Origin of the sequence: Gordonia sp. WA4-43 (assembly GCF_020520305.1) — a bacterium.
Classification (GTDB): domain Bacteria; phylum Actinomycetota; class Actinomycetes; order Mycobacteriales; family Mycobacteriaceae; genus Gordonia; species Gordonia hongkongensis.
Genome location: NZ_CP084736.1, coordinates 2,814,801 through 2,836,278, shown reverse-complemented (window position 1 = coordinate 2,836,278; position 21,478 = coordinate 2,814,801). Strand labels below are relative to the sequence as shown.

The following is a 21,478-nucleotide window of genomic DNA, read 5'->3' as shown; positions in this document are numbered from 1 at the left end:
GTGCTTGCTCGTGTCACGCGAGAGCTCCTCCGGCTAGGAGCCCGAGGGCGAATGCCAGGCCTGAGGGGAGGCAGACGAGCATGTTCTTGAGCTGATGGGTTGCATCGGATAGGTAGTAGGAACGGCCTTTCGGAAACGACTCTGCGTGATGGGCGCCTACGTGCTTGTTCCTTCTCGTGTTCATCAATCAAACCAACCTTTCACCGACTTGCCGATGTTCGCACCGACGCTGCTTCCGATCGCGGCACCGATTCCCGCCCCGATGGCCGTACCGACGGGGCCGGCAAAGGACCCGACGGCTGCTCCTGCAGCGAGTCCTCCTAACGCGCCACCCCCCAAGGCGCCTGCGCCGCCCGCTATCGCGTCGCCGCCGTCTTGCTCACCCCGATCGAACTTGCTCCATTCGTCATACGCGGTGACCGCAGTCCCGGCCCAGAAGGAACCGCGGGCCAAATTCTTGCCGACGGAGTTCAACCGAGCAATATCGTCGGCACCCATCCCGGCCTGACCCACGGCACGGCGGGGACGGTTGTAAGCACGTTCAATGTCATTGCCACGCCTTTGGAGCGCAGAAAATGCTCCAGTGACGGCCGCGCTCCTGGGGTCCATGCCCGCAAGTCCCAAGGCGTTGAGGAGGTACTGGAGGCGTGATGGCTCCAGGTCCGAGGGTTGCCCGGCTTTCAACTTTTCCAGCTGCTCCGGGGTCAGATTCATCGCGCGAAGAAATCGCCCACGCTGTTCAGGAGTCGCCGTGCCGGCGCGCACGGCGGCGGCGTCACTCGCTGCGAGACTCGAGTCGACGAGCCCGCGGTTGACGGCATTGGCGGCGGGTGTCATTCCGCCGAGTTCGCCGAGTGCTGAGTTGATCCCGTCGCGGGTGGCGGTGACGGCGTTGTCGGCCGCGGCTCCGAGGCTGATGAGCGCGGAATGGTGCTCGAATGCCTTCCCCGCGTCGTACTCTGCATCTTTTGGTGCGCGAGACTCGTCGAAGTTGATTGTGTACTCGCGGCTTCCACGATCGAGGATGTAACCCTCGGAGTCCGCAAGGCTGGTTCGGGTTTCGAGTGCCCTCATCGCATCGCGGATGCCGATCTGCCCGTTCGTAAGTACGGAAGCCAGATCGCCGAACTCATCGGCCACACCGCGAATCCACCGGGTGAGGCCCTCGGCGCGATCATCGGCAGGACCTCGAGCCATCCCGGTCCACTGAGCACGCGTCAGGTTGAGAACCGGTTCTCCGGCCTTTGGTGCCTCGACCTCCAGATGTGCCTGCAGTCGAGTGATCCCATTCGCGATCGACGTCATGACCTCGGGGTTCCAGGACATGACGTCGTCATAGCTGGGCGGCACGACCTATTGGACCGACAGTAGAACGCTGAGCGGGACCACGTGGTCGGTCTGCTGTCCTTGCCGTGCGGGATAGGCAGTGGCGTCCTTGATCGTGCTCGCACTCGCCTGATCGGTCTCGACGGTGGTGTCTTTGGCGCCGAGCACCAGTTCGGAGAACGAGGACACCGTGCCGGACACATTGGCCAGCGCGGATGCGATCCGTTCGTCGGCACCCGCCGCCACCGCGGACATGTCGCTCGAAGCTCCGCGGAACTGGCCGGCGAGCTGGCTGAAGGTCGCTGTCGTACCGTCCAGTCCGGCATGGGAGGTGAGCTCCAACGCCATCAGACGGGATGCGCATCTCGAGATCTCCGTCGCTGACGCCCCGACAGCCGCTGGATCGACGATCATGTCCGACAAAATTCTCCCTTTGACTTCGCGAACCACCATAAATGTTCGACGATGACGATAGCCGGGCAGGGCGCAAACAGCTCGCCACCGTCCACAGCCATGAGTCGCTGTGACCGGCGAACCTCAACTCGACCGATGGACTTCGATCGAAGTCCATCGGTCGAAATGAGGTTCGCCAGTGGGTCAGTCGTTCAGCGGGCCGTCGCGGTGTGCTTCGAGGACACGGGCCTTGAGGTGTTTGTACCCCCGAACGCGCAGTGTCGGTATCGATTTGAGGTAGAAGCGGTCGTCACCGCCGAGCTGGTCGGCGATCGCGTCGTCGATGAGTGTGGTTCCGGGACGGGCGGATCCAGCGAGGCGCGAGGCGATGTTCACCGGCTCGCCGAAGACGTCACCGAGTCGGGCGAGGACGGAGCCGCGCGCCATGCCGACCCGCAACGGCGGAAGACTGTCGTCCATGGAGAGCTGATGGATCTCGAGGGCGGCACTCGCTGCCGCGGGGGCGTCGTCGAAGGTGAACATCACCGCGTCGCCGAGCGTCTTGATGACGCGACCACCATGATCCACGACCACGTCGAAGGTGTCGTCCTCGAACGAGCCGAGAAGGGACTCCAGGTCATTCAGATCGATGCGTCGGGAAAGGCTTGTATAGCCGACGATGTCGGCGAATCCGACGATCAGGTCGATCTCCTCGTCGTCGGAGTGATCGGTGTGACGCTCGATCGCCTGCGCCATGTGCCGACGCCAGATGAGTTGCTGGATCTGGCCGAGCGCGAGGCTCATCTGGTCGAAGTCCCACGGCACCGCGGGGTCGTCGACGATGTCACGCAGCAGGTCGGCCTCCCACTCCGCGAGTCGGGACATCGTCTGTCCGATGGCCCGGGCCATCGCGATCTGGCTGGTCTCCGGCATCGCCGCCGAAGAGGATGCGAACATCCGGAGCGCGGCGAGGTCGCGATCGGAGAAAACCTTGTCCGAGGACGGCTGACGCACGAAACCGAATGCATTCCAAGCCTTCTCGGCGAAATCAGCGGACAGTCCGAGTTCGGCGACCAGTTCGTCGCGAGTGTAGCGGGGGCGGTCCCGCGCTTCCGAGGCGTCGTTCATCCGATCCGAGTCCCATCTCCGGCGTCGGCTCAGCATAGCGGGCAGACCGGTCCGGCAGGGTCGGTCTAACGCGCGGAGAGCATCCGCATCGTCGCGTCCGATACCGTGCGGATCACGTCGTCGAGAGACAACGGGCCACCCGGGCGGTACCAGCGCCACACACTCCCCAGGACGCCCAGTACGAGACGCGCCTGGAGCATGGCGTCCCCGTCGACGAAATCGCCGGCGTCCATTCCACGCTTGATCAGGTGTGCCCAGTTGCTCTCGATCTCGGCGACCAGTTCGCGCGACCGGACGCGTTCGGCCTCTTCTCCGTCCGACCGGCGAGGAGTACCCAGGATGACAATCTGGTTCTGGACTATTCGTCGCTGCAGCACGTCGACGGTTTCCCCGCGCAGCGATGACGCAACTGCTGAGCCGAAGGCTTCAACCGGGTCAGGAATACCGGCGGTCCCTGCTCGGAATCGCTCGATCGAATCGGCGAGCTGGATGCGCATGATGGTCAGAAGACAGTGTGCCTTCGACTCGAAATAGTGGTAGAGCGCGGTCTGTCCGATGCCGACCTCGTCGGCGATCGATGCCCACTTCGTGTGTTCGTAACCGACTGTGCCGAAGTGTTCTGTCGCGACGGTCAGAATCTGCGCGCGCTTGGATCCGGAACCGTCATCCACAGCTACCGACATCGCGCCCCCTCTCTCGTGCCGGACGTTACAACGTGGACAGCGTCGGGTTCATCTGAGCCGCGGCACGAATCAGCGCACTCCGCGTCGGCGCGTATCAGAGTGCGAGCACGCCCTTCATGAGGTACGCCATCCGCGCGGCGAACTGCGGACTCTCCGAGCCGCGTCGCATGCGCACGGCGTCGTTGACGATCGAGAGCGCCGCGTGCACGGCGACCGCGCCTTGATCGCGCTTGATCTCCGGATCGACTTGCATGAGCAGATCCACCCAGCGCGCCACATAACGTCGCTGCACGTCGACGAGATCGGTGGCGCTCGCTTGTCCAGCGAGTGCGGGGGAGTTGTTGAAGCTCACCGACAGATCCGGGGTGCTGGTGATCACGTCGACATACGAATCGACGAGCGAGGCAAGCAATTTCGCGGGGTCCGAGGTGGCACCGTAGGCCGCCATCACCCCCGCCTCCAGGCGCGCGCCGCTGCGCTGTCCGATGGCGACGAGGATGGCCAGCTTCGACGGGAAATGTTTGTAGACACTGGGACCCGCGATGCCGACGGCGCCGCCGATCTCGTCGACGCCGACGTCGGTGTAGCCGCGGTCGGCGAACAACTCGGCGGCGGCGTCGAGGATCTCGTCACGCCGCGAACCGGGCACGGAGGTGACCGTCGGCGACGTCGCGAACGGCGGTGCCGCGGTGGGGCTCAGGGCGAGAATCCGACGGATGAGCTTCTCGATCTCGTCTCGCGCGCGCGCCCCGGACATGCGGGTGTGATGCACCGTGAGGCTGCCGCTGACGCTCAGCACCGCCCACGCCAGCTGCACGGCCTCGCGCTCGGTGAGATCAGTACGTCGCGCGGCGAGCGCCGACGCCCAGTGGCCGATCACCTCGCGGGTGCGGACTGCCACCAGTTTGTTCTGTTCGGTGGTGAGGTAGTTGCTGGTCCACCGCCACAGCGATGCCGCTTGGGGACGCTGGACGGCCAGGTCGCAGACCGTCGAGATCAGCGAGTTCGCGTCGACGCCGTCGACGAGCGCCCGGTCGGTGCAGGACTCGAGATCGTCGACGCCGGCCAGGACCGCCGCGGCCAGCAGCGACTGCTTGTCGTCGAAATGCCGGTACACCGACGGCGCGGTAACCCCCGCCGAGCGCGCGATGTCGGCCAGCGAGACCTGCGCATACCCACGCTGGAGGAAGAGCGCGGCCGCGGAGTCGACGAGCTGTCGTTTGCGGTCGGCGCCCCTGGTGCGGGTGGCGGGTTTGGGGTCAGGCATGGTGAACAGACCATAGCGCACATTCGACAGAACGCCAGACCTCTTGACCACCGGGTATAGCCAAACTAGTTATTCCGCGTTAGCCTCGGTGGGTAACCAACCAGTGGTTCGTGTGAAAGGAACACTTTCGTGCCTGATCAAGCATTCATCTACGAGGCGATCCGTACGCCTCGTGGCAAGCAGCGCGGCGGTTCGCTGCACAGCGTGAAGCCGGTCGACCTGGTCTCCGGTCTCATCAACGAGGTCCTGTCGCGTCACGGCGGCCTCGATCCGGCCGACGTCAACGACGTCATCCTCGGTGTCGTCTCCCCGGTCGGCGAGCAGGGCGCGGTCATCTCGCGCACCGCCGCCCTCAACAGCGGTCTCCCCGAGACCGTCCCGGGAACCCAGATCAACCGCTTCTGCGCCTCGGGTCTGGAGGCCGTCAACCTGGCCTCGGCCAAGGTCGCCTCCGGCTTCGACGACCTGGTTCTGGCCGGTGGCGTCGAGTCGATGTCGCGCGTCCCGATGGGTAGCGACGGCGGTGCGCTGTTCACCGACCCGGCCACTGCATACGACCACTACATCGTCCCGCAGGGCATCGGTGCCGACCTGATCGCCACCATCGAGGGCTTCTCGCGCGAGGATGTCGACGCCTACGCGGCCGAGTCGCAGGCTCGTGCCGAAAAGGCATGGAACAGCGGCTACTTCACCAAGTCCGTGGTTCCGGTCAAGGACATCAACGGCGTCACCGTCCTCGATCACGACGAGCACCGTCGTCCCGGCAGCACCGTCGAGAGCCTCGGCAAGCTGAAGGCCGCCTTCGCCGCCCTGGCCGACATGGCCGGCTTCGACGACGTGGCACTGCAGAAGTACCCGAGCGTCGAGAAGATCAACCACGTCCACACCGGCGGCAACAGCTCCGGCATCGTCGACGGTTCGGGCCTCGTGCTCGTCGGCAGCGAGGAGGCGGGCAAGCGCAACGGCCTGACCCCGCGCGCCCGCGTCGTGTCCTTCGCCGAGATCGGCAGCGAGCCCACCATCATGCTCACCGGCCCGACTCCGGCCACCGAGCTGGCGCTGAAGAAGGCCGGCCTGACGGTCGACGACATCGACGTGTTCGAGCTGAACGAGGCCTTCGCCTCGGTCGTCATGAAGTGGATGAAGGATCTGAAGATCCCGCACGAGAAGGTCAACGTGAACGGTGGCGCGATCGCCATGGGTCACCCGCTCGGTGCAACCGGCGCGATGATCTACGGCACCTGCCTCGACGAGCTCGAGCGCACCGGCGGCCGCTACGGCCTGATCACCCTCTGCATCGGTGGCGGCATGGGCGTCGCGACCGTCATCGAGCGTCTCTGACTCTCCCGGCGACCACCACTTCACGAGAAAGAACTCTGCGAATCACCATGAGTGACAACATGATCAACTGGGAGAAGGACGCCGACGGCGTCGTCATCCTGACCATGGACGACCCGAACCAGGGCGCCAACACGATGAACGCGCTCTACCAGGAGTCGATGGCCGCGACCGTCGATCGCCTGGAGGCCGAGAAGGACGACATCACCGGTGTCGTCCTCACCTCCGCGAAGAAGACCTTCTTCGCCGGTGGCGACCTCAAGGACATGACGAGCGATCGCAGCGGTGTCTCCAAGGAGGAGATCGCCACGCAGATCACCGAGACCACCAACGCCATGAAGAAGGTGCTGCGTCGTCTCGAGACCCTGGGCAAGCCGGTCGTCGCGGCCATCAACGGTGCCGCGCTCGGCGGCGGCCTGGAGATCGCGCTGCACACCCACTACCGCATCGCCGCGGACGTCAAGGGTGTTCAGATCGGCCTGCCCGAGGCGACCCTCGGCCTGCTGCCCGGCGGCGGTGGCGTCGTGCGTACCGTCCGTCTGCTCGGTATCCAGAACGCCCTCATGGGTGTCCTGCTCCAGGGCCAGCGCTTCAACCCGACCAAGGCCAAGGAGACCGGCCTGGTCAACGAGGTCGTCGGCTCCATCGAGGAACTGATCCCCGCCGCGAAGGCATGGATCAAGGAGAACCCCGAGGCTCAGCAGCCGTTCGACGTCAAGGGTTACAAGATCCCGGGCGGTGCCCCCACCAACCCGGCGTTCGCCGCCAACCTCCCGGCGCTGCCGGCCCTGCTGCGCAAGCAGATCAAGGGCGCCAACATGCCGGCTCCGCGTGCCATCCTGGCCGCCGCGGTCGAGGGCGCCTACGTCGACGTCGACACCGCCGACATCATCGAGACCCGCTACTTCGTCTCGCTGGTCACCGGCCAGGTCGCGCAGAACATGATCAAGGCGTTCTTCTTCGACCTGCAGCACATCAACGGCGGCGGCTCGCGCCCCGAGGGTTACGACAAGTTCACCGCCAAGAAGGTCGGCGTCATCGGCGCCGGAATGATGGGCGCGGCAATCGCTTACGTGTCGGCGAAGGCCGGCATCGAGGTCGTCCTCAAGGACATCGACCTCGACGCCGCCAAGCGTGGCAAGGGCTACTCGGAGAAGCTCGAGGAGAAGGCTCTCGCCAAGGGCAAGACCACCCAGGAGAAGAGCGACGCGCTGCTCGCCCGTATCCACCCGACCGTCGACGCCGCCGACTTCAAGGGCGTCGACCTCGTCATCGAGGCCGCCTTCGAGTCGGTCGAGGTCAAGCACAAGGTGTTCCAGGAGATCGAGGACATCGTCGAGCCCGACGCCGTCCTGGGTTCCAACACCTCGACCCTGCCGATCACCATCCTCGCCGAGGGCGTGAAGCGGTCCGAGGACTTCATCGGTATCCACTTCTTCTCGCCGGTCGACAAGATGCCGCTGGTCGAGATCATCAAGGGTGAGAAGACCTCGGATGCCGTGCTGGCCAAGGTCATCGACTACACCCTGCAGATCCGCAAGACCCCGATCGTCGTCAACGACAGCCGTGGCTTCTTCACCAGCCGTGTCATCGGCACCTTCGTCAACGAGGCCATCGCGGCCGTCGGCGAGGGCGTCGAGCCGGCCTTCATCGAGCATGCGGGCACCCAGGCCGGCTACCCGGCCGCGCCGCTGCAGCTCATGGACGAGCTGACCCTGACCCTGCCGCAGAAGATCCGCAAAGAGACCGAGGCAGCGGCCAAGGCCGAGGGCAAGGAACTTCCGCAGCACGGCTCGAACGCGGTCGTCGACTGGATGGTCGAGAACGGCCGCACCGCCAAGAAGGACGGCAAGGGCTTCTACGACTACGACGAGAACGGCAAGCGCACCCAGCTCTGGCCGGGCCTGCGTGAGCAATTCAAGTCGGGCACCACGGAGATCCCGCTCGAGGACATGAAGGAGCGGATGCTCTTCGCCGAGTCCCTCGAGACCGTCAAGTGCTTCGACGAAGGTGTGCTCACCTCCGTCGAGGACGCCAACATCGGTTCGATCTTCGGCATCGGCTTCCCCGCCTGGACCGGTGGTGTCATCCAGTACATCAACGGTTACGAGGGTGGCGTGCCCGGCTTCGTCGCGCGTGCCAAGGAACTCGCGGGCAAGTACGGCAAGCACTTCGAGCCGCCGGCCTCGCTGGTCGAGAAGGCCGAGCAGGGTGTCACCAAGCTGACCAACGAAAACCTCGCTGCGAAGTAGGGATTTCGCTGGGTGACCAGCAGACAACAAGGGCCCCGGCCGGATTCGTTCCGGCCGGGGCTTTGCTGTGCCAGAACCGTTCCCGCGTCGCCATTTCCATGCCGCTGATCTGATCTGATCAGCGGGACGGAAACGGGACCGCGGGAAGGCTCAGTCCTCGGTCGCCACCTCGGCGCCGCCGACGCTGAGGACGACGCGGGCGCCGTAGGGCACCGCCTCGACGAGGCGCAGCTGGGCCAGTGCCGGGTGGGCATCGAGCAACCGGCCCGCGTTGGCCAGCGCGCGCAGCGCGGCGGTCTCCGCGCGTGCCGCCTCGAGCTTGGCCTGACCGCGGGTCTTCGCCGTGATCACCTCGAGGGCCGCGGTGCGGACCTCGGCCGGGACGATGACGTCGCGAATGACGACCTCGAGAACCTCCAGACCGACGGTGCCGGCTACCTCGGCAGCCGCGGCGCGGATCGGCGTGACGTCGACGGTGTCGCCGCGACGGATGAGGTCGTCCGAACCCACGCCGGCGCAGACCTCGCGCAGCGCGACCTGCGCGGCCAGGTAGACCGCGCCGATCGGGTCGGCAGACCGCTCGACGAAGGCCACCGCGTCGATCACGCAGGCGCGCAACGTCATCGAGACACGCACCGACATGGAGTCGGCGGTGAGTACCTCCTGCGGCGCGACGGGGATCAGTCGCTCGCGCAGGTCGACGTCGAACGTGGCGTCAGGCTTGCGCACACGGTGGCGGCCGGCGGGCAGTGCCTGGACGGCGGTACCCCGGTAGGCCAGCACGGTGTGACCCGGCGAGACGGTGATTCGGTTGTGGAACAGCATGACGATCCTCCTTCCGTTGCGTCGCAATGCTTGTCGGGTCGGGCATGGGTTCGGATGGCGACACCGCTCGTGGGTGGGCGAGCCGGTGGGGTGCGCCGCGGAGTCGTGGACGACTCGGACGACGACCACAAGACCGGCCGGCCCGTGCTCCCGGGAGCGGTGCCCATGTCAGGACTCGAACCTGCTCGGGATGTATCCCTTGCCATCTGAAGGCGGACGAGGATTCCGACGCGCAGAAACACTTCGCGGTACCCCGCTCCGGTCTGCTGGTCCTCGTGCCGAACGGGAACTATGCCAGCGTCGTGCACTGGGGCGCAACGGAATTAACGAGCGTCGATCGCTGGTCCCTGAGGAGCGAGCGCAACTACTGCTCCCTGAGGTGCGCGCGCAACCCCTGCTCCCTGAGGTGCGAGCGAAGCGAGCCACGAAGGGTCGTCGCGACTCGTCTCACTGAGCCCTTCGTGGCTCGTCGCTTGCGCTCCTCGCACCTCAGGGAGCAATAGTTCAGTCGCTCGTCGCTCGTCGCTCGTCGCTCGTCGCTGGAGCTCCTCGCACCTCAGGGAGCAATGGTTGTGTCGTTCTTCGGATCAGGGACCAGGATGAGTCGGTGATTCTTTCGGGCCAGGGGGGCGGGGATGGAACCGTAGGGGGTCGTCGCACGTCCAAGTGCGCGTGATCCCGATACCCACTGATCGTTCCGGCCTGATTCTGCGCGAGCACGCGATGCGTGCCGGACTCTCCGACGCCGACCTCGACGAGGCGGTGACCCGCGACCACCTGGTGTGTCTGGGTCCCGGTGTGTTCGCGCTCGCGGTGGGGTACCTGTTGTGGTCGCGGGGGGTTTGACCGGGAGAACCTCTCCCAGATCGATGTCACCGGGCGAGGAAGGCCCCCACCGTCGCCTCGAACGCAGCCTTGGCCTCGATCATCACCCAGTGCCCGCACCTCGGGAAGATGTGCAACTCGGCGTCGGGGATCAGGCGCATCGGGACCAGTGCCATGTCAGGTGGGCTGACACGGTCGTCGCGGCCCCAGGTCAGCAGCGTCGGGCAGGCGACTTTGTGCATCGACGCCCAGTACGGCGGGTTGTCGGACGCGGCCATGAACTGCTGCTGCATCTCGAATGCCGCCGAGCCGTACATCATCTGCGCCGTCTTCTGCGCGTCGGGATTGATGGCGGCCTCCCAGCGCTCGGCGATCAGTTCCTCGGTGACCAGGGCGCGGTCGAAGACCATCGAGGTGAGCCAGCGGACGAGCTTGTCCTTGTCCGGGGCGTCGGTGAACTCCTGCAGGAGTCGGAGGCCCTCACTGGGGCTGGGGCTGAACACATTCGGGCCGACGCCGCCGATGGTCACGAGCTTCTCGACGCGCTCGGGCTTCTTGATCGCCAGGTTGACGCCGACGACGCCGCCCATCGAGTTGCCGATCATCGCGGCCTTGTCGATGCCTAGCGCGTCCATGAACCGGATGACCGAACCGCCGGCGGTCAGCACCGGGTGGCCTTCGACGGCGTCGCTGACGCCGAAGCCGGGGAACTCGAGAACGAAACAATGGTGCGTCTGTGCGAAGTGACCGAGGTTCCCGCGGTAGTTGCGCCAGCCGGTCACGCCGGGGCCGGACCCGTGCAAGAGGATCAACGGCGGCGCGTCGGCGTCACCGGCCTCGTGATAGCGCAGCGTGCCCTGGTCGGTCGTCAGTTCCCGTTTGGTCGCATCGAAGGTGACATCCACGTCGACCAGACTAGAACGTGTTCTAATCCGTTGTCACCGGGTGGGCGTGATCCGGCCGATCCGCTGCGGTCAGATGTCCGACCCCGATGATGTCGTGCAGGATGCGGTGCACGATCGCGTCGCCGACCACCTCGTAGTGGACCATCCGGCCGGCCTTCTCCGAACGGACCCACCCCTGGTCGCGCAGTTTGCGGATCGACTGCGACGCGGCGTTCTCGGTGATGCCGATGCGGGTGGCGAGCTCGGCCACGGTCGACCCCGGGTGGGCATGCATCTCCGCGACGAGCCGGAGCCGGTTCGGGTCGCTGAGCAGCATGAACCGTGCAGCCCAGGAGTCCGCGTCAAACGAGTTCGGGTCGAAGTCGGTCACCGGCTCTCCTCGTCCTCTCGGTGTTGCTGCAGGTATACCGCCCATCGTTCACCGCCGCCCCCGGTGGCGGCAAATGTGTGTCTGGGGGAACATATGTCCGTGCACACAGATGTAGGGGGAGCGTCGTCGGTCGTTCGCGGAGTCGCCACGGCCGGAGCTGCTGTGCTGCTCGCGACTGTCGCACTCGCCGGCTGCTCGGCGTCGGATCAGCCCACGGTGGCCGATCAGATCGTGCTCGGGGAGGGCCAGGCGCTCGGCGACTTCAACCCGATGCTGGGCTACGCGCAGCTCGGTGTCTCACCCGTCTACGATGGCTTGCTCGTCCCGGCCGCGGACGGCGATGACCGTGTTCCCGACCTCGTCCCGGCCCTGGCCGAGTCCCGGCCCGAGCGCGTCGCGCCGCGGACGTGGCGGGTGCCGCTCAAGAGTGGCATCTCGTTCTCCGACGGCACCGATTTCGACGCCGCTGACGTCGTCGCGACGTACCGGGCGGTCGTCGATTCGCGGGTGGCGTCGTCGATCTCCACCGAATTCGCGCCGATCGTCGCGGTCGAGGCCGACGGGCCGCGGGCGGTGACGGTCCGGATGAACACCGACGCCGATCCGTCGCCCTACCTCCTGGTGGGCGTCGTACCGTCGGAACGGGTGGAGGACGCGCCGGCCGCGGAGTGGGCGCTGAACACCGAACCGGTGGGCACTGGGGCCTACCGGCTGGAATCGCTCGAACCCGACCAGTCCGTTTTCGTTGCGCGTGAGGATCATTGGGGCAATCGGCCCGCGGTGCAGCGCCTCGTCTACACCCACGTGCCCGACGACAACACCCGCGCACAGCGGATCGCGGCCGGCGAGATCGACGGCGCGAATCTGCCGCCGAGACTCGCCGAAGGCCTCGAGGGCCGTGACGGCATCGACGTGATCTCGGTGAAATCCGCTGACTGGCGCGGCATCTCGCTGCCGAGCGCGAACCCCTTCACCGCCGATCCGGCGGCGCGCCTCGCCATGAACCTGGGGGTCGACCGGCAGGCAGTCGTCGACGATGTGCTCACCGGTGACGGCGAACCCGCGAGCACCCCGGTCGCTCCGGTATACGGGGCGAGCGTCTACGACGAGGGCGCGCAGTTCGAGTTCGACGCCGACGGTGCGAGGGCGGCACTCGACGCGGCGGGGTGGCGGACGGGCGCCGACGGCGTACGTGTCCGCGGCGCCGATCGCGCATCGTTCCCGCTTCTCTACAACGCGCAGGACACCCTTCGCCGCGACCTCGCGGTCGCGTTCGCGGCGGCGATGAAACCGATCGGCGTCGAGGTGCTCACCCGCGGTACCAGCTGGGACGACATCGACTCCGAATTGTCGACGGCAGCAGTGGTTCTGGGTGGGGGAGCGACGCCCTACAGCATCGACTCGCAGATCTACGACACGCTGCACACCCGGTTTCCGGACTCGTCGCCGTACTCCAACCCCGGTGACCTCACCGCCCCCGGGCTGGACGCGCTGCTCGACGAGGCCCGCGCGAGCGCGCCCGGGCCGGACAACGACCTGCGCTACCAACGCATTCAGCAGGTCTATTCGGCCCAGCCGTCCTACGTCTTCCTGGCCTTTCTCCACCACACCTATGCCGTCCGCGCCGAGGGCTGGCGGCACGACGCACCGATCCTGGAGCCCCATTCGCACGGGGTGACCTGGGGTCCGTGGTGGAACATCCCGTCCTGGCAGCCGGTCTCGTGACCGCGCTCACCTCGTCGGTAGGGTCTGCACGCGACGTCGACGCGGAGGAGCGCTCCCGGCGCGAACGGCCTCGGCGTGAGCGATCGCGTGGACGCGACTCGCGGGCGCGTCGCGCCGGCCGGCTCGTGCTCCGGCGCGTCCTACTGATGATCCCCACGACGATCCTGGTGTCGCTGGGGATCTTCGCCGTCGCCGCGGCATCGCCCTTCGATCCGCTCACCGCTCATCTCGGTGACGACTACCAGTCGGCGACCCCCGCCCAGCGGGAGGCGATCGCGGCCGCCTACGACCTGGACCAGCACTGGCTGAGCGCCTGGTGGAACTGGTGGGTCGCGCTCTTCCATGGCGATCTGGGCTGGTCGTCGACCCAGGGCCAGGCGGTGGGAGATGTGATCGCGCAACGACTTCCGTTCACCCTCGGGATGTCGGCGGCCGCGCTGGTCTCCGCCGCGCTGATCGCCGTCGTCGGCGGTGCCGTCATCGGCATGCGGCGGGGAGGGCTGTTGGATCGGGCGTGTACGGCGCTGGCGGCCATGCTGGCCGCGACCCCACCGTTCGTGGTGTCGCTCGTGCTGGTCAGCACGTTCGCGGTCGCGCTCGGCTGGTTCCCGACCTCCGGCGCCCGACGCCCCGGCGACGACTACTCGCTCGACGGCTTGGTCACCCACGCCGTGTTGCCGTACCTGGCCCTGACGGTGTCGATGGTTCCGTGGTTGCTCCTGACCATGCGCGCGGCCGTCGTCGAGGCCACCGGTTCGGACGCGGTGCGGGCAGCCCGTGCCCGCGGCGTGAACGGGTGGACGCTGCTGCGAGGACACGTGGTTCCGGTGTCGGTGCTGCCGACACTCGCACTCCTTGGGACCCGGCTGCCCGAACTCATCGCCGGCGCGGCCATCGTCGAGACCGTGTTCGGATGGCCGGGTCTCGCCGAAGCCCTGGTCGATTCGGCCGTCGCCCTGGACTTCTCGTTGCTCGCTGCACTCGCCGTCGGTTCGGCCGTGCTCGTCCTCCTCGGGTCCGCGCTGTCCGACGCGGCGGCGGTGGCGATCGATCCGCGGATCGGACTGACCGCGTGACGACGATCGGTGGCGCGACGACGACGCAGCTGACCGACCGTCGGGCGACGGTCGGTCACCGCGTGGCCCTCGTCGCGCCGTGGGTGATGCTGGCAGTTCTGGTCGTGACGGCGGTCGGGTGGCCCGTGGTCGCAGGCGACCAGACCGCCGATTTCGCTCGATCACTGATGTCCCCGGGTTCCGGGGCGGTGCTGGGGACCGATCATTCCGGGTACGACCTCGGTGTCAGAACCGCCGAGGGACTGCGGATCTCACTGCTGATCGCCGCGGCGTGCGCGGTCCTGGCAACCGCCATCGGCGTCATTGTCGGGCTGACCGCGGTGACGGTCGGCGGGTGGTTCGACGCCGTGATCATGCGCGTCGTCGACGGCGTCAATGCCCTGCCCCACCTGGTCGTCGGGGTCGTCATCGCCGCGATGTGGCGAGGCGAGCCGGTCGCGATCATCGCGTCGATAGCCCTGACCCACTGGCCTGCCGTGGCGCGGGTGGTGCGCGCCGAACTGCTGGAGGCGATGTCGTCGGGGTGGGTGGAATCGGCCCGGCTGGCCGGCGCATCCCGCACGTTCATCGCCGTCCGTCACCTGGCGCCCGCGGTGAGCGGCCAGGTGCTGGTCGCGATGACCGTGCTGTTGCCCCATGCGGTCTGGCATGAGACGACGCTGTCGTTCCTGGGCGTCGGGCTGTCCCCGGATGCCGCAAGTCTCGGCACGCTGCTCGGTCAGGCGCGCGGTGACATCCTCACCGGTGCGTGGTGGACGCTGGTGGTGCCGGGCGTCGCCCTGATGGTCACTGCTCTTGCGTGTGCGGCTGCGGCGTCGTCGCTGCGCCGAGCCACGTTGTCGCCGGCCGGTGAGGTGTGGCGATGAGTGCTGGACTCGACGGGGTGACGGTGGACATCGTGACCCGAAGTGGATGGAACCGGTCGGCGGTCCGGGTCCTCGACGACGTCGCGTTGCCGTTGCCCGCCGGGACGCTGACCGCTCTCGTGGGCGAATCCGGCTGCGGTAAGTCGATGGTCGCGGCGGTGCTGTCCGGCCTGCTCCCACCGGGCGCTGCGGTGACCGGACGGTTGCAGGTGGGCGGCCAGGAGTTCACCGACCACCAAATGCTCGGTGACGACCGTCGGTGGCGCGAGGTCCGCGGGCGTCGCGTCGGCTTCGTGCCCCAATCGGTGGCCACCTCCTTCACCCCGGTGCGCAGCGTCGGAGCCCAGCTCGACGAGGTGATCGGCATCCTGGGCGGCACGCAGGACGCCGTCGAGCTGTGCCGGCGCGTACAGCTCGACCCCGACGCGCTCGGGTTGTATCCCCACGAGCTGTCCGGTGGCATGGCACAGCGCGCCACGATCGCCGCGGCCCTGGCCGGCGACCCGGACACGATCGTCGCCGACGAGCCCACCTCCGCACTCGACGCCGAACTCGCCGCCGACATCTGGGAACTCCTCGCCGACACCGCACGGCGCGGCGCCGCGGTCCTTGTGATCACGCATGACGTCGAGACGATGCGCCGCGGGTGCGATTCGGTGGCCGTCATGCGGGCGGGGCGGGTCGTCGACCACAGCCGTCTCGATCAGATCGCCGACTCCGACGACGCCTATGTCGCCGGGTTCTTCGAGAGGGTGCCGTGACCACGGGAGACCTCCTCGTCGGGACGGGACTCACGGCGCGCTTCGGGGACGCGGTGGTGTTCGACGCGCTCGACGTCGGCGTGGCGGCCGGGTCGGTGACCGGCGTGGTCGGGCGATCGGGGAGTGGCAAGACGACGCTGCTGCGCATCCTCGCCGGGCTGAGCGCACCGGCCGAGGGATCGGTCGAGTGGTGCGGCGACCGGCGGCGGCCCGGGGATGTCGGCCTGCTCGCCCAGCATCCGCGGTTGGTGACCAACCCGCGGTGGACGCTGCGCCGGATCGTCGCCGAACCCGCGACGATCGCGCGACGCGACTGTGACGTCGACCGTGCCGCGAGGCGCGTCGGGCTGGACCCGGCGCTGCTCGACCGCTACCCCGCACAAGTCAGTGACGGACAACTGCAGCGCGCGTGCCTCGCGCGGCTCGTGGTGCAGGAGCCGCGGGTCGTGCTGTGCGACGAACCGACCGCGATGCTCGATCCGGTCGCGTCCCGCGCCGTGGCCTCGCTGCTCGACGACCTCGTCGCCGCCGGGGCCGGTCTGCTGCTGGTGAGCCACGACCGGCGGCTGGTGGAGTCGCGCAGCCGGGATGTCGTCGACCTCGATCGGCGCTGATCACATCTGCAGGCGGATGGCGTCGTCCTCGCCGAACTGGTCCTCGAGGACCTCGGGGGAGTAGTCGAGGTCGATCTCGGCGACCGGGCGCCCCCGGGCGGACTCGATGGCGGAGAGCCGGCGCTGGGCGCGGTCGGCGGCATAGGCCAGGAACTCGTCGTTGTCGAGGCCGAAGGGTTGGACCTCGAACTGCTGGTTGACCCACTCGATCATGCCCAGGGCGAGCGGCAGCAGCTCGTTCATGCGTTCGCCGACGGCGTCCCAGAGCGAGTCATCGGCGGCCACGTGCCGGCGGCATGTGAAGGTTCCCCACGCCATGTGCCGGCGCTCGTCGTCGCCGATGAACCGGATCAGCTTCTGCATCCCGGGGAAGATCCCGTGCTGGGTACAGACCTTCTGCCACGCGTGGTAGCCGGTGAGTGCCAGGCTGCCCTCGATCACGTGGTTGTAGGTGACGCTGGCGCGGATCTGGTTCCGTGGCGACGGGTCGTGGTCGAGGATGTGCAGGGACGCCGGCAGCTCCTCGTAGAACAGCTGGTGGTAGTAGGGATTCGCGCTGACGAAGTTCTGGAGGTCGCCGGTGAGGCCGACGGCGTCCATCCATCGCCGGAACACCTGGGTGTGCTTGGCCTCCTCGAAGCAGAACTGCGACAGGTACATCTCGTCGCCGAAGCGGCCCTCGGTCGCCATCGCCTTCATGAACGGCTGGATGTCCTGGGTGACCGCCTCCTCGCCGGCGATGAACTGACTCACCAGATAGGTGGCGCTCCGGCGCTGCTCGTCAGTGAGCTCGGCCCAGTCCTGAGCGTCCTGCGCGAAGTCGATGGCGACCGGGTCCCAGAACCGGGCATTGCCTTTCACGAAGAGCCGCAACGGAAACGAGTCCCAGTTGAGACCGCCTTGTCGCAATGACGAGAAGTCCTGCCGGCCCTCCGCTTTGTGTTCGATGAGAGTCATGAGATCACCAGCCAGACACTTCGGAAGTGGAATACCCCGACGCTAACCCCTTCCTCGATCCGGAGATACGGGATCGGCCAACTCTGTTGTCGCCGAGATACTTTGCGGTGTGATGCCGACCGTCCGGCGCCGTCGTCGCTTCGGACCCGTCGTCGACGGTGCGCCTCGTTCGTCGACTGTGCGTCTTTCGCCGTCGACTTTGCGGCGGTTCCCGGCCGCCGGGACAGCGGCGCCGCGCCACGGAATCCTCGGCTGGAACGTCACCCCCAATCCTGTGCCATGGATTGCGTGAAACGCCTGCGAAGGTGTCATCGGTGGACCACCATGTGATCTACGTCGCATAAGCAGACGGCGATATCTGACGCCCCGATTCGGGGTAGCACGAGCGAGGAGCACGAATGAAGACCAAAGGTGCAGTTCTGCGCAATCCGGGCGAAGAGTGGAAGATCGAGGAGTTCGAGCTCGGTGATCCGGTCGCGGGCGAAGTCCAGGTCAAACTCGTCAGCTCGGGTCTGTGCCACTCGGATCACCACCTGCGGACCGGCGACAGCCCGGCACCCATGCCGGTGCTCGGCGGTCACGAGGGGGCCGGCATCGTCACCAAGGTGGGCCCGGGTGTCACCCGCCTCAAGGAGGGTGACCACGTCGTCACCGCCTTCATCCCCGCGTGCGGCACGTGCGAGCCGTGCTCACGCGGTCAGCAGAACATCTGCGACGAGGGCGCGCGCCTTCTGACCGGCCTGTCCATCGCCGACGACACGAACCGCGCGTACACCCACGACGGGGTGCCCCTGGTGCAGATGTGCATGCTCGGCACCTTCGCCCCGTACATCACGGTCAATCAGGCGTCGCTGGTCAAGATCGAGGACGACATCCCCCTCCAGACGGCTGCGCTGCTCGGTTGCGGTGTGGCGACCGGCTGGGGTTCGGCCGTCGAGATCGGCGGCACGCATGCCGGTGACACCGTGGTGGTCGTGGGCATCGGTGGTGTCGGTATCAACTCGGTGCAGGGTGCCGCGGCGGCCGGTGCGCGCAACGTCATCGCCGTCGATCCGGTGCCGTTCAAGTTGCAGATGGCCGAAAAGCTGGGTGCGACACACACCTTCCCGTCGATGGAGGCGGCGCTCGAGGCGATCGGTGACATCACCTGGGGCAAGATGGCCAACACGACCATCCTCACGGTGGGTGAGATCGACGGGTCGATGATCGCCCCGGCACTTGCTCTCACCGGCAAGGCGGGACAGGTCGTCGTCGTGGGCATGGGCAACTTCGCCTCGATGGACGCTCAGATGAACCTCTTCGATCTCACCCTCATGCAGAAGCGCGTGCAGGGCGCCATCTTCGGCGGTGCGAGCCCCCGCACGCAGGTCCCGGCGCTCCTGAACGAGTACCGGGCCGGCAAGCTCAACCTCGACGACCTGGTGACCAACACCTACCGACTCGACCAGATCAACGAGGCCTACGACGACATGCTGGCGGGCAACAACATCCGCGGCATGATCGTCTACGGCGACGACGACTACTGAGCCTGACCGATCAGCGACGCCAGGTCACCGTCCGGTGGCCTGGCGTCGCTGGTTCACCAGCAGGTTGAGGAAGCGCACGCCCAGACCGAGGAGCAGCAGGGTGCTCGCCATCTGGATCGACACCGCGACGCGCGCACCCTGCGAATCAGGCGCGATGTCGCCGAAACCCGTCGTGGTGAACACGGTGAGGCAGAAGTACAGGGCGTCGATCCGGGTGAGCGACGCGTTGAAACTGCCGGGATCGTATTCGGAGAACAGGAAGTACGTCGTCGCGAACGCGACGATGTAGAACCCGGCCAGCGCCACCAGCATCTCCATCGCGGTCGCGACGGGCCGGTCGGAGCCGGCGAACTTGCGGACCTCCCAGACACAGAACGCGATCAGCAGCGCGGCCCCGACTACGAGGCCGAGATAGTTCAGGTCGCTCTCTTTGTCGATGGGCAGCAGGAAGTATCCGGCGAGCAGGACGACGGCGGCTCCGATCGGTCGCAGCAGGGCGACCGTGAGTTCGCGTCCCCGGACCAGACCCAGTGATGCGGCCGTACCCGGCGGACCCTCGTCGCGCGGACCGGGTCCGCCGGGCACGTCGTTCACCAGATCCGCACGCGTTCGGCGGGGTCCAGGTACAGCGAGTCCCCGGGCTTGACGTCGAAGGCCTCGTAGAACGCGTCCATGTTGCGGACGACGCCGTTGCACCGGAACTCCGGCGGCGAATGCGGGTCGATCGAGAGGCGTCGGATGGCTTCGGCATCCCGGGTCTTGGTCCGCCAGATCTGCGCCCAGCTGTAGAACACGCGCTGTGTTCCGGTCAGGCCGTCGATGATCGGCGGCTCGCCCGCTTCGTTCGCGATCTGGTACGCGACGAGTCCGATCGACAACCCGCCGAGGTCACCGATGTTCTCACCGATGGTGAAGTCGCCGTTGACCTTGTGCTCGGGATCGAGTCCGGTCGGGGTGAACTCACCGTATTGGTCGATGAGTTTGCGTGTCCGCGCGGAGAACTCGGTCCGGTCAGTGTCGGTCCACCAGTCGACGAGGTTGCCGTCGCCGTCGTACTTCGCGCCCTGATCGTCGAATCCGTGCCCGATCTCGTGACCGATGACCGCGCCGATGCCGCCGTAGTTGACCGCGTCGTCGGCGTCGGGGTCGAAGAACGGCGGCTGCAGGATCGCGGCCGGGAACACGATCTCGTTCATGCCGGGGTTGTAGTAGGCGTTGACCGTCTGCGGCGTCATGAACCATTCGTCGTGGTCGACCGGTGAGCCTATCTTGGCGAACTCGCGGTCCTGCTCGAACGACGCGGACCGGGCGACGTTCCCGATGAGGTCGCCGCGGTCGACGCTCAACGAGCTGTAGTCGCGCCACTTGGCCGGGTAGCCGATCTTGGGGGTGAACTTGCCGAGCTTGACCAACGCCTTCTCCCGAGTCTCGGGAGTCATCCACGGTAGCTCGGAGATGTTGCGGCGGTAGGCCTCGACCAGGTTGGCGATCAGCTCGTCCATCCGTGCCTTGGCCTCGGGCGGGAAGTGCTTGGCCACATAGAGTTTGCCGACCGCGAATCCCATCGCGGACTCGACGAACCCGACGCCCCGCTTCCACCGGTCGCGGTTGGCCTCCGCGCCGGTCAGGATGCGGCCGTAGAAGTCGAAGTTCTCGTCGACGAACGGTGCGGACAGGTACGACGCGGCCGAATGCACGAGACGCCAGGCCAGCCAGGTCTTCCACTCGTCGAGGGGGCGATCCGTGAGGAGGCCGGCGACGCCCGATAGGAACGACGGCTGCGCGACTACGACCTCGGCGAAGGTCGCGTCACCGCTGGTGCCGAGTCCGCCGAACCACTCCGAAAACGGGAAACCGTCTGCGGTGGTGCTCAACTCGTCGAGCGACATGAGGTTGTAGGTGAGCTCGGCATCGCGGCGTCGGACCACGTCCCAGTGCTGAGCCGCGATGGCGGTCTCGAGGTCGAGGACCGTCGCGGCCCGGGCGGCGGCGTCGTCGAATCCGGCGAGCGCGAACATGCGCTCGACGTGCGCGACGTACGCCGTCCTGGTGTCGGCGTGCTTGTCCTCCCGGTAGTAGGACTCGTCGGGAAGTCCGAGACCGGACTGCGTCAGGTGCACGAGGTATCGGTCGGACTGCTTCGCATCCGTGTCCACGTAGTAGCCGAACAGACCGCCGGTGCCATGGCGCTGCAGCCGTCCGACCCGCCGGGCCAGCGCCTCGAGTGAGTTGATGGCCGCGATCTTCTCCAGTTCGCCGGTGATCGGGCCGATCCCGAGGGCCTCGATGTGGTCGATGTCCATGAACGACGCGTACAGGTCGCCGATCTTCTGCTCGTCGGAACCGCTCTCCGGGTTCGACGAGGCGCAGTCGGTGATGATGTCGCGCACGTTCTCCTCGGAGTTGTCGCGCAGCACGTGGAAGGCGCCGTCGACGGAACGGTCGTCGGGGATGACGTGCGACTCGAGCCACTTGCCGTTGACGTGAGCGAACAGGTCGTCCTGGACGCGGACGGAATCGTCGACCCACTCGAGGTCGAGTCCGGAGCTGAGGTCGGTATTCGATGCAGTCACGCGCTCCATCCTGTCACCGGATCGTCTATTCGTCAGCCGCCTCCGCCGTGGGCGAAATCGGAGAGTCC

At 67.1% G+C, this 21,478-nt stretch carries 20 protein-coding genes; 9 read left to right on the top strand and 11 right to left on the bottom strand.

The window, feature by feature from the left end:
• Positions 1 to 183: 183 nt before the first annotated feature.
• From LEL84_RS12685 to LEL84_RS12665, 5 genes are all read right to left on the bottom strand, one after another.
• Entirely contained in the window at positions 184 to 1,326 is a 1,143-nt protein-coding gene (locus tag LEL84_RS12685) for a hypothetical protein (protein WP_226511791.1), read from the bottom strand.
• Between the two features lie 27 nt (positions 1,327 to 1,353).
• Positions 1,354 to 1,740 carry a hypothetical protein gene (locus LEL84_RS12680; protein WP_226511790.1) on the bottom strand — a complete coding sequence of 129 codons (387 nt, stop codon included), beginning with the start codon at positions 1,738 to 1,740 and terminating at the stop codon, positions 1,354 to 1,356.
• 183 nt (positions 1,741 to 1,923) lie between these two features.
• Positions 1,924 to 2,847 carry an adenylate/guanylate cyclase domain-containing protein gene (locus LEL84_RS12675; protein ID WP_226511789.1) on the bottom strand — a complete coding sequence of 308 codons (924 nt, stop codon included), beginning with the start codon at positions 2,845 to 2,847 and terminating at the stop codon, positions 1,924 to 1,926.
• A 65-nt stretch (positions 2,848 to 2,912) separates the two neighbouring features.
• A complete protein-coding gene (locus LEL84_RS12670; RefSeq protein WP_226511788.1) occupies positions 2,913 to 3,530 on the bottom strand; it encodes a TetR/AcrR family transcriptional regulator in 618 nt (205 codons plus the stop codon).
• A 94-nt stretch (positions 3,531 to 3,624) separates the two neighbouring features.
• The gene (locus LEL84_RS12665; RefSeq protein ID WP_065630438.1) at positions 3,625 to 4,797 is read right to left on the bottom strand and encodes a TetR/AcrR family transcriptional regulator; all 1,173 of its coding nucleotides are present in this window, start codon (positions 4,795 to 4,797) and stop codon (positions 3,625 to 3,627) included.
• 129 nt (positions 4,798 to 4,926) lie between these two features.
• Between LEL84_RS12665 and LEL84_RS12660 the strand changes: the two genes are divergently transcribed.
• Both LEL84_RS12660 and LEL84_RS12655 read left to right on the top strand, forming a co-directional pair.
• A complete protein-coding gene (locus LEL84_RS12660) occupies positions 4,927 to 6,138 on the top strand; it encodes an acetyl-CoA C-acetyltransferase (protein WP_058252264.1) in 1,212 nt (403 codons plus the stop codon).
• Between the two features lie 47 nt (positions 6,139 to 6,185).
• A complete protein-coding gene (locus LEL84_RS12655) occupies positions 6,186 to 8,387 on the top strand; it encodes a 3-hydroxyacyl-CoA dehydrogenase NAD-binding domain-containing protein (RefSeq protein ID WP_226511787.1) in 2,202 nt (733 codons plus the stop codon).
• Between the two features lie 150 nt (positions 8,388 to 8,537).
• Here the strand turns inward: LEL84_RS12655 and LEL84_RS12650 are convergent, their stop codons facing one another.
• A complete protein-coding gene (locus LEL84_RS12650) occupies positions 8,538 to 9,212 on the bottom strand; it encodes a slipin family protein (RefSeq protein ID WP_068971388.1) in 675 nt (224 codons plus the stop codon).
• A gap of 672 nt (positions 9,213 to 9,884) precedes the next feature.
• On the opposite strand from LEL84_RS12650, the gene LEL84_RS12645 reads away from it, so the two are divergent.
• Positions 9,885 to 10,058 carry a hypothetical protein gene (locus tag LEL84_RS12645; RefSeq protein WP_223258948.1) on the top strand — a complete coding sequence of 58 codons (174 nt, stop codon included), beginning with the start codon at positions 9,885 to 9,887 and terminating at the stop codon, positions 10,056 to 10,058.
• Positions 10,059 to 10,084: 26 nt separating this feature from the next.
• On the opposite strand, the gene LEL84_RS12640 is transcribed toward LEL84_RS12645, so the two are convergent.
• Both LEL84_RS12640 and LEL84_RS12635 read right to left on the bottom strand, forming a co-directional pair.
• On the bottom strand, positions 10,085 to 10,942 hold the full coding sequence (locus LEL84_RS12640; RefSeq protein ID WP_068971390.1) for an alpha/beta fold hydrolase: 858 nt from the start codon (positions 10,940 to 10,942) through the stop codon (positions 10,085 to 10,087).
• 22 nt (positions 10,943 to 10,964) lie between these two features.
• Complete coding sequence (locus LEL84_RS12635; RefSeq protein ID WP_068971395.1) at positions 10,965 to 11,258, bottom strand: ArsR/SmtB family transcription factor; 294 nt, start codon at positions 11,256 to 11,258, stop codon at positions 10,965 to 10,967.
• 147 nt (positions 11,259 to 11,405) lie between these two features.
• Between LEL84_RS12635 and LEL84_RS12630 the strand changes: the two genes are divergently transcribed.
• From LEL84_RS12630 to LEL84_RS12610, 5 genes are read left to right on the top strand one after another with little or no spacing between them, the layout of a single operon-like run.
• Positions 11,406 to 13,037 (top strand): ABC transporter substrate-binding protein, encoded by a 1,632-nt coding sequence (locus LEL84_RS12630; RefSeq protein ID WP_226511786.1) that lies wholly within the window; start codon positions 11,406 to 11,408, stop codon positions 13,035 to 13,037.
• Positions 13,019 to 14,113, top strand: coding sequence for an ABC transporter permease (locus LEL84_RS12625; RefSeq protein WP_226514309.1), 1,095 nt, complete (start codon positions 13,019 to 13,021; stop codon positions 14,111 to 14,113). Before LEL84_RS12630 ends, LEL84_RS12625 begins: the two co-directional genes overlap by 19 nt.
• Positions 14,110 to 14,979, top strand: a complete 870-nt coding sequence (locus LEL84_RS12620) for an ABC transporter permease (protein WP_065630317.1) — start codon at positions 14,110 to 14,112, stop codon at positions 14,977 to 14,979. The genes LEL84_RS12625 and LEL84_RS12620 overlap by 4 nt, the downstream gene beginning before the upstream one ends.
• Entirely contained in the window at positions 14,976 to 15,740 is a 765-nt protein-coding gene (locus tag LEL84_RS12615) for an ATP-binding cassette domain-containing protein (RefSeq protein WP_065630440.1), read from the top strand. The genes LEL84_RS12620 and LEL84_RS12615 overlap by 4 nt, the downstream gene beginning before the upstream one ends.
• Positions 15,737 to 16,354: an ABC transporter ATP-binding protein gene (locus tag LEL84_RS12610; protein ID WP_226511785.1), complete on the top strand. Its 618-nt coding sequence runs from the start codon at positions 15,737 to 15,739 to the stop codon at positions 16,352 to 16,354. Before LEL84_RS12615 ends, LEL84_RS12610 begins: the two co-directional genes overlap by 4 nt.
• Here the strand turns inward: LEL84_RS12610 and LEL84_RS12605 are convergent, their stop codons facing one another.
• Entirely contained in the window at positions 16,355 to 17,311 is a 957-nt protein-coding gene (locus LEL84_RS12605; RefSeq protein WP_065630319.1) for a R2-like ligand-binding oxidase, read from the bottom strand. It lies immediately after the preceding gene.
• Between the two features lie 398 nt (positions 17,312 to 17,709).
• Between LEL84_RS12605 and LEL84_RS12600 the strand changes: the two genes are divergently transcribed.
• Positions 17,710 to 18,837, top strand: coding sequence for an NDMA-dependent alcohol dehydrogenase (locus LEL84_RS12600; protein ID WP_065630320.1), 1,128 nt, complete (start codon positions 17,710 to 17,712; stop codon positions 18,835 to 18,837).
• 24 nt (positions 18,838 to 18,861) lie between these two features.
• On the opposite strand, the gene LEL84_RS12595 is transcribed toward LEL84_RS12600, so the two are convergent.
• Positions 18,862 to 19,431, bottom strand: a complete 570-nt coding sequence (locus LEL84_RS12595; RefSeq protein WP_205333648.1) for a potassium channel family protein — start codon at positions 19,429 to 19,431, stop codon at positions 18,862 to 18,864.
• Positions 19,428 to 21,419 (bottom strand): M13 family metallopeptidase, encoded by a 1,992-nt coding sequence (locus LEL84_RS12590; RefSeq protein ID WP_226511784.1) that lies wholly within the window; start codon positions 21,417 to 21,419, stop codon positions 19,428 to 19,430. The genes LEL84_RS12595 and LEL84_RS12590 overlap by 4 nt, the downstream gene beginning before the upstream one ends.
• Between the last annotated feature and the right edge of the window lie 59 nt (positions 21,420 to 21,478).

Coding starts and splice junctions, on each gene's coding strand:
- LEL84_RS12670 (WP_226511788.1), bottom strand. CDS start 3,530: ATGTCGGTAGCTGTGGATGACGGTTCCGGATCCAAGCGCGCGCAGATT.
- LEL84_RS12685 (WP_226511791.1), bottom strand. CDS start 1,326: ATGTCCTGGAACCCCGAGGTCATGACGTCGATCGCGAATGGGATCACT.
- LEL84_RS12630 (WP_226511786.1), top strand. CDS start 11,406: ATGTCCGTGCACACAGATGTAGGGGGAGCGTCGTCGGTCGTTCGCGGA.
- LEL84_RS12600 (WP_065630320.1), top strand. CDS start 17,710: ATGAAGACCAAAGGTGCAGTTCTGCGCAATCCGGGCGAAGAGTGGAAG.
- LEL84_RS12680 (WP_226511790.1), bottom strand. CDS start 1,740: ATGATCGTCGATCCAGCGGCTGTCGGGGCGTCAGCGACGGAGATCTCG.
- LEL84_RS12605 (WP_065630319.1), bottom strand. CDS start 17,311: ATGACTCTCATCGAACACAAAGCGGAGGGCCGGCAGGACTTCTCGTCA.
- LEL84_RS12675 (WP_226511789.1), bottom strand. CDS start 2,847: ATGAACGACGCCTCGGAAGCGCGGGACCGCCCCCGCTACACTCGCGAC.
- LEL84_RS12650 (WP_068971388.1), bottom strand. CDS start 9,212: ATGCTGTTCCACAACCGAATCACCGTCTCGCCGGGTCACACCGTGCTG.
- LEL84_RS12590 (WP_226511784.1), bottom strand. CDS start 21,419: ATGGAGCGCGTGACTGCATCGAATACCGACCTCAGCTCCGGACTCGAC.
- LEL84_RS12615 (WP_065630440.1), top strand. CDS start 14,976: ATGAGTGCTGGACTCGACGGGGTGACGGTGGACATCGTGACCCGAAGT.
- LEL84_RS12655 (WP_226511787.1), top strand. CDS start 6,186: ATGAGTGACAACATGATCAACTGGGAGAAGGACGCCGACGGCGTCGTC.
- LEL84_RS12635 (WP_068971395.1), bottom strand. CDS start 11,258: ATGCTGCTCAGCGACCCGAACCGGCTCCGGCTCGTCGCGGAGATGCAT.
- LEL84_RS12665 (WP_065630438.1), bottom strand. CDS start 4,797: ATGCCTGACCCCAAACCCGCCACCCGCACCAGGGGCGCCGACCGCAAA.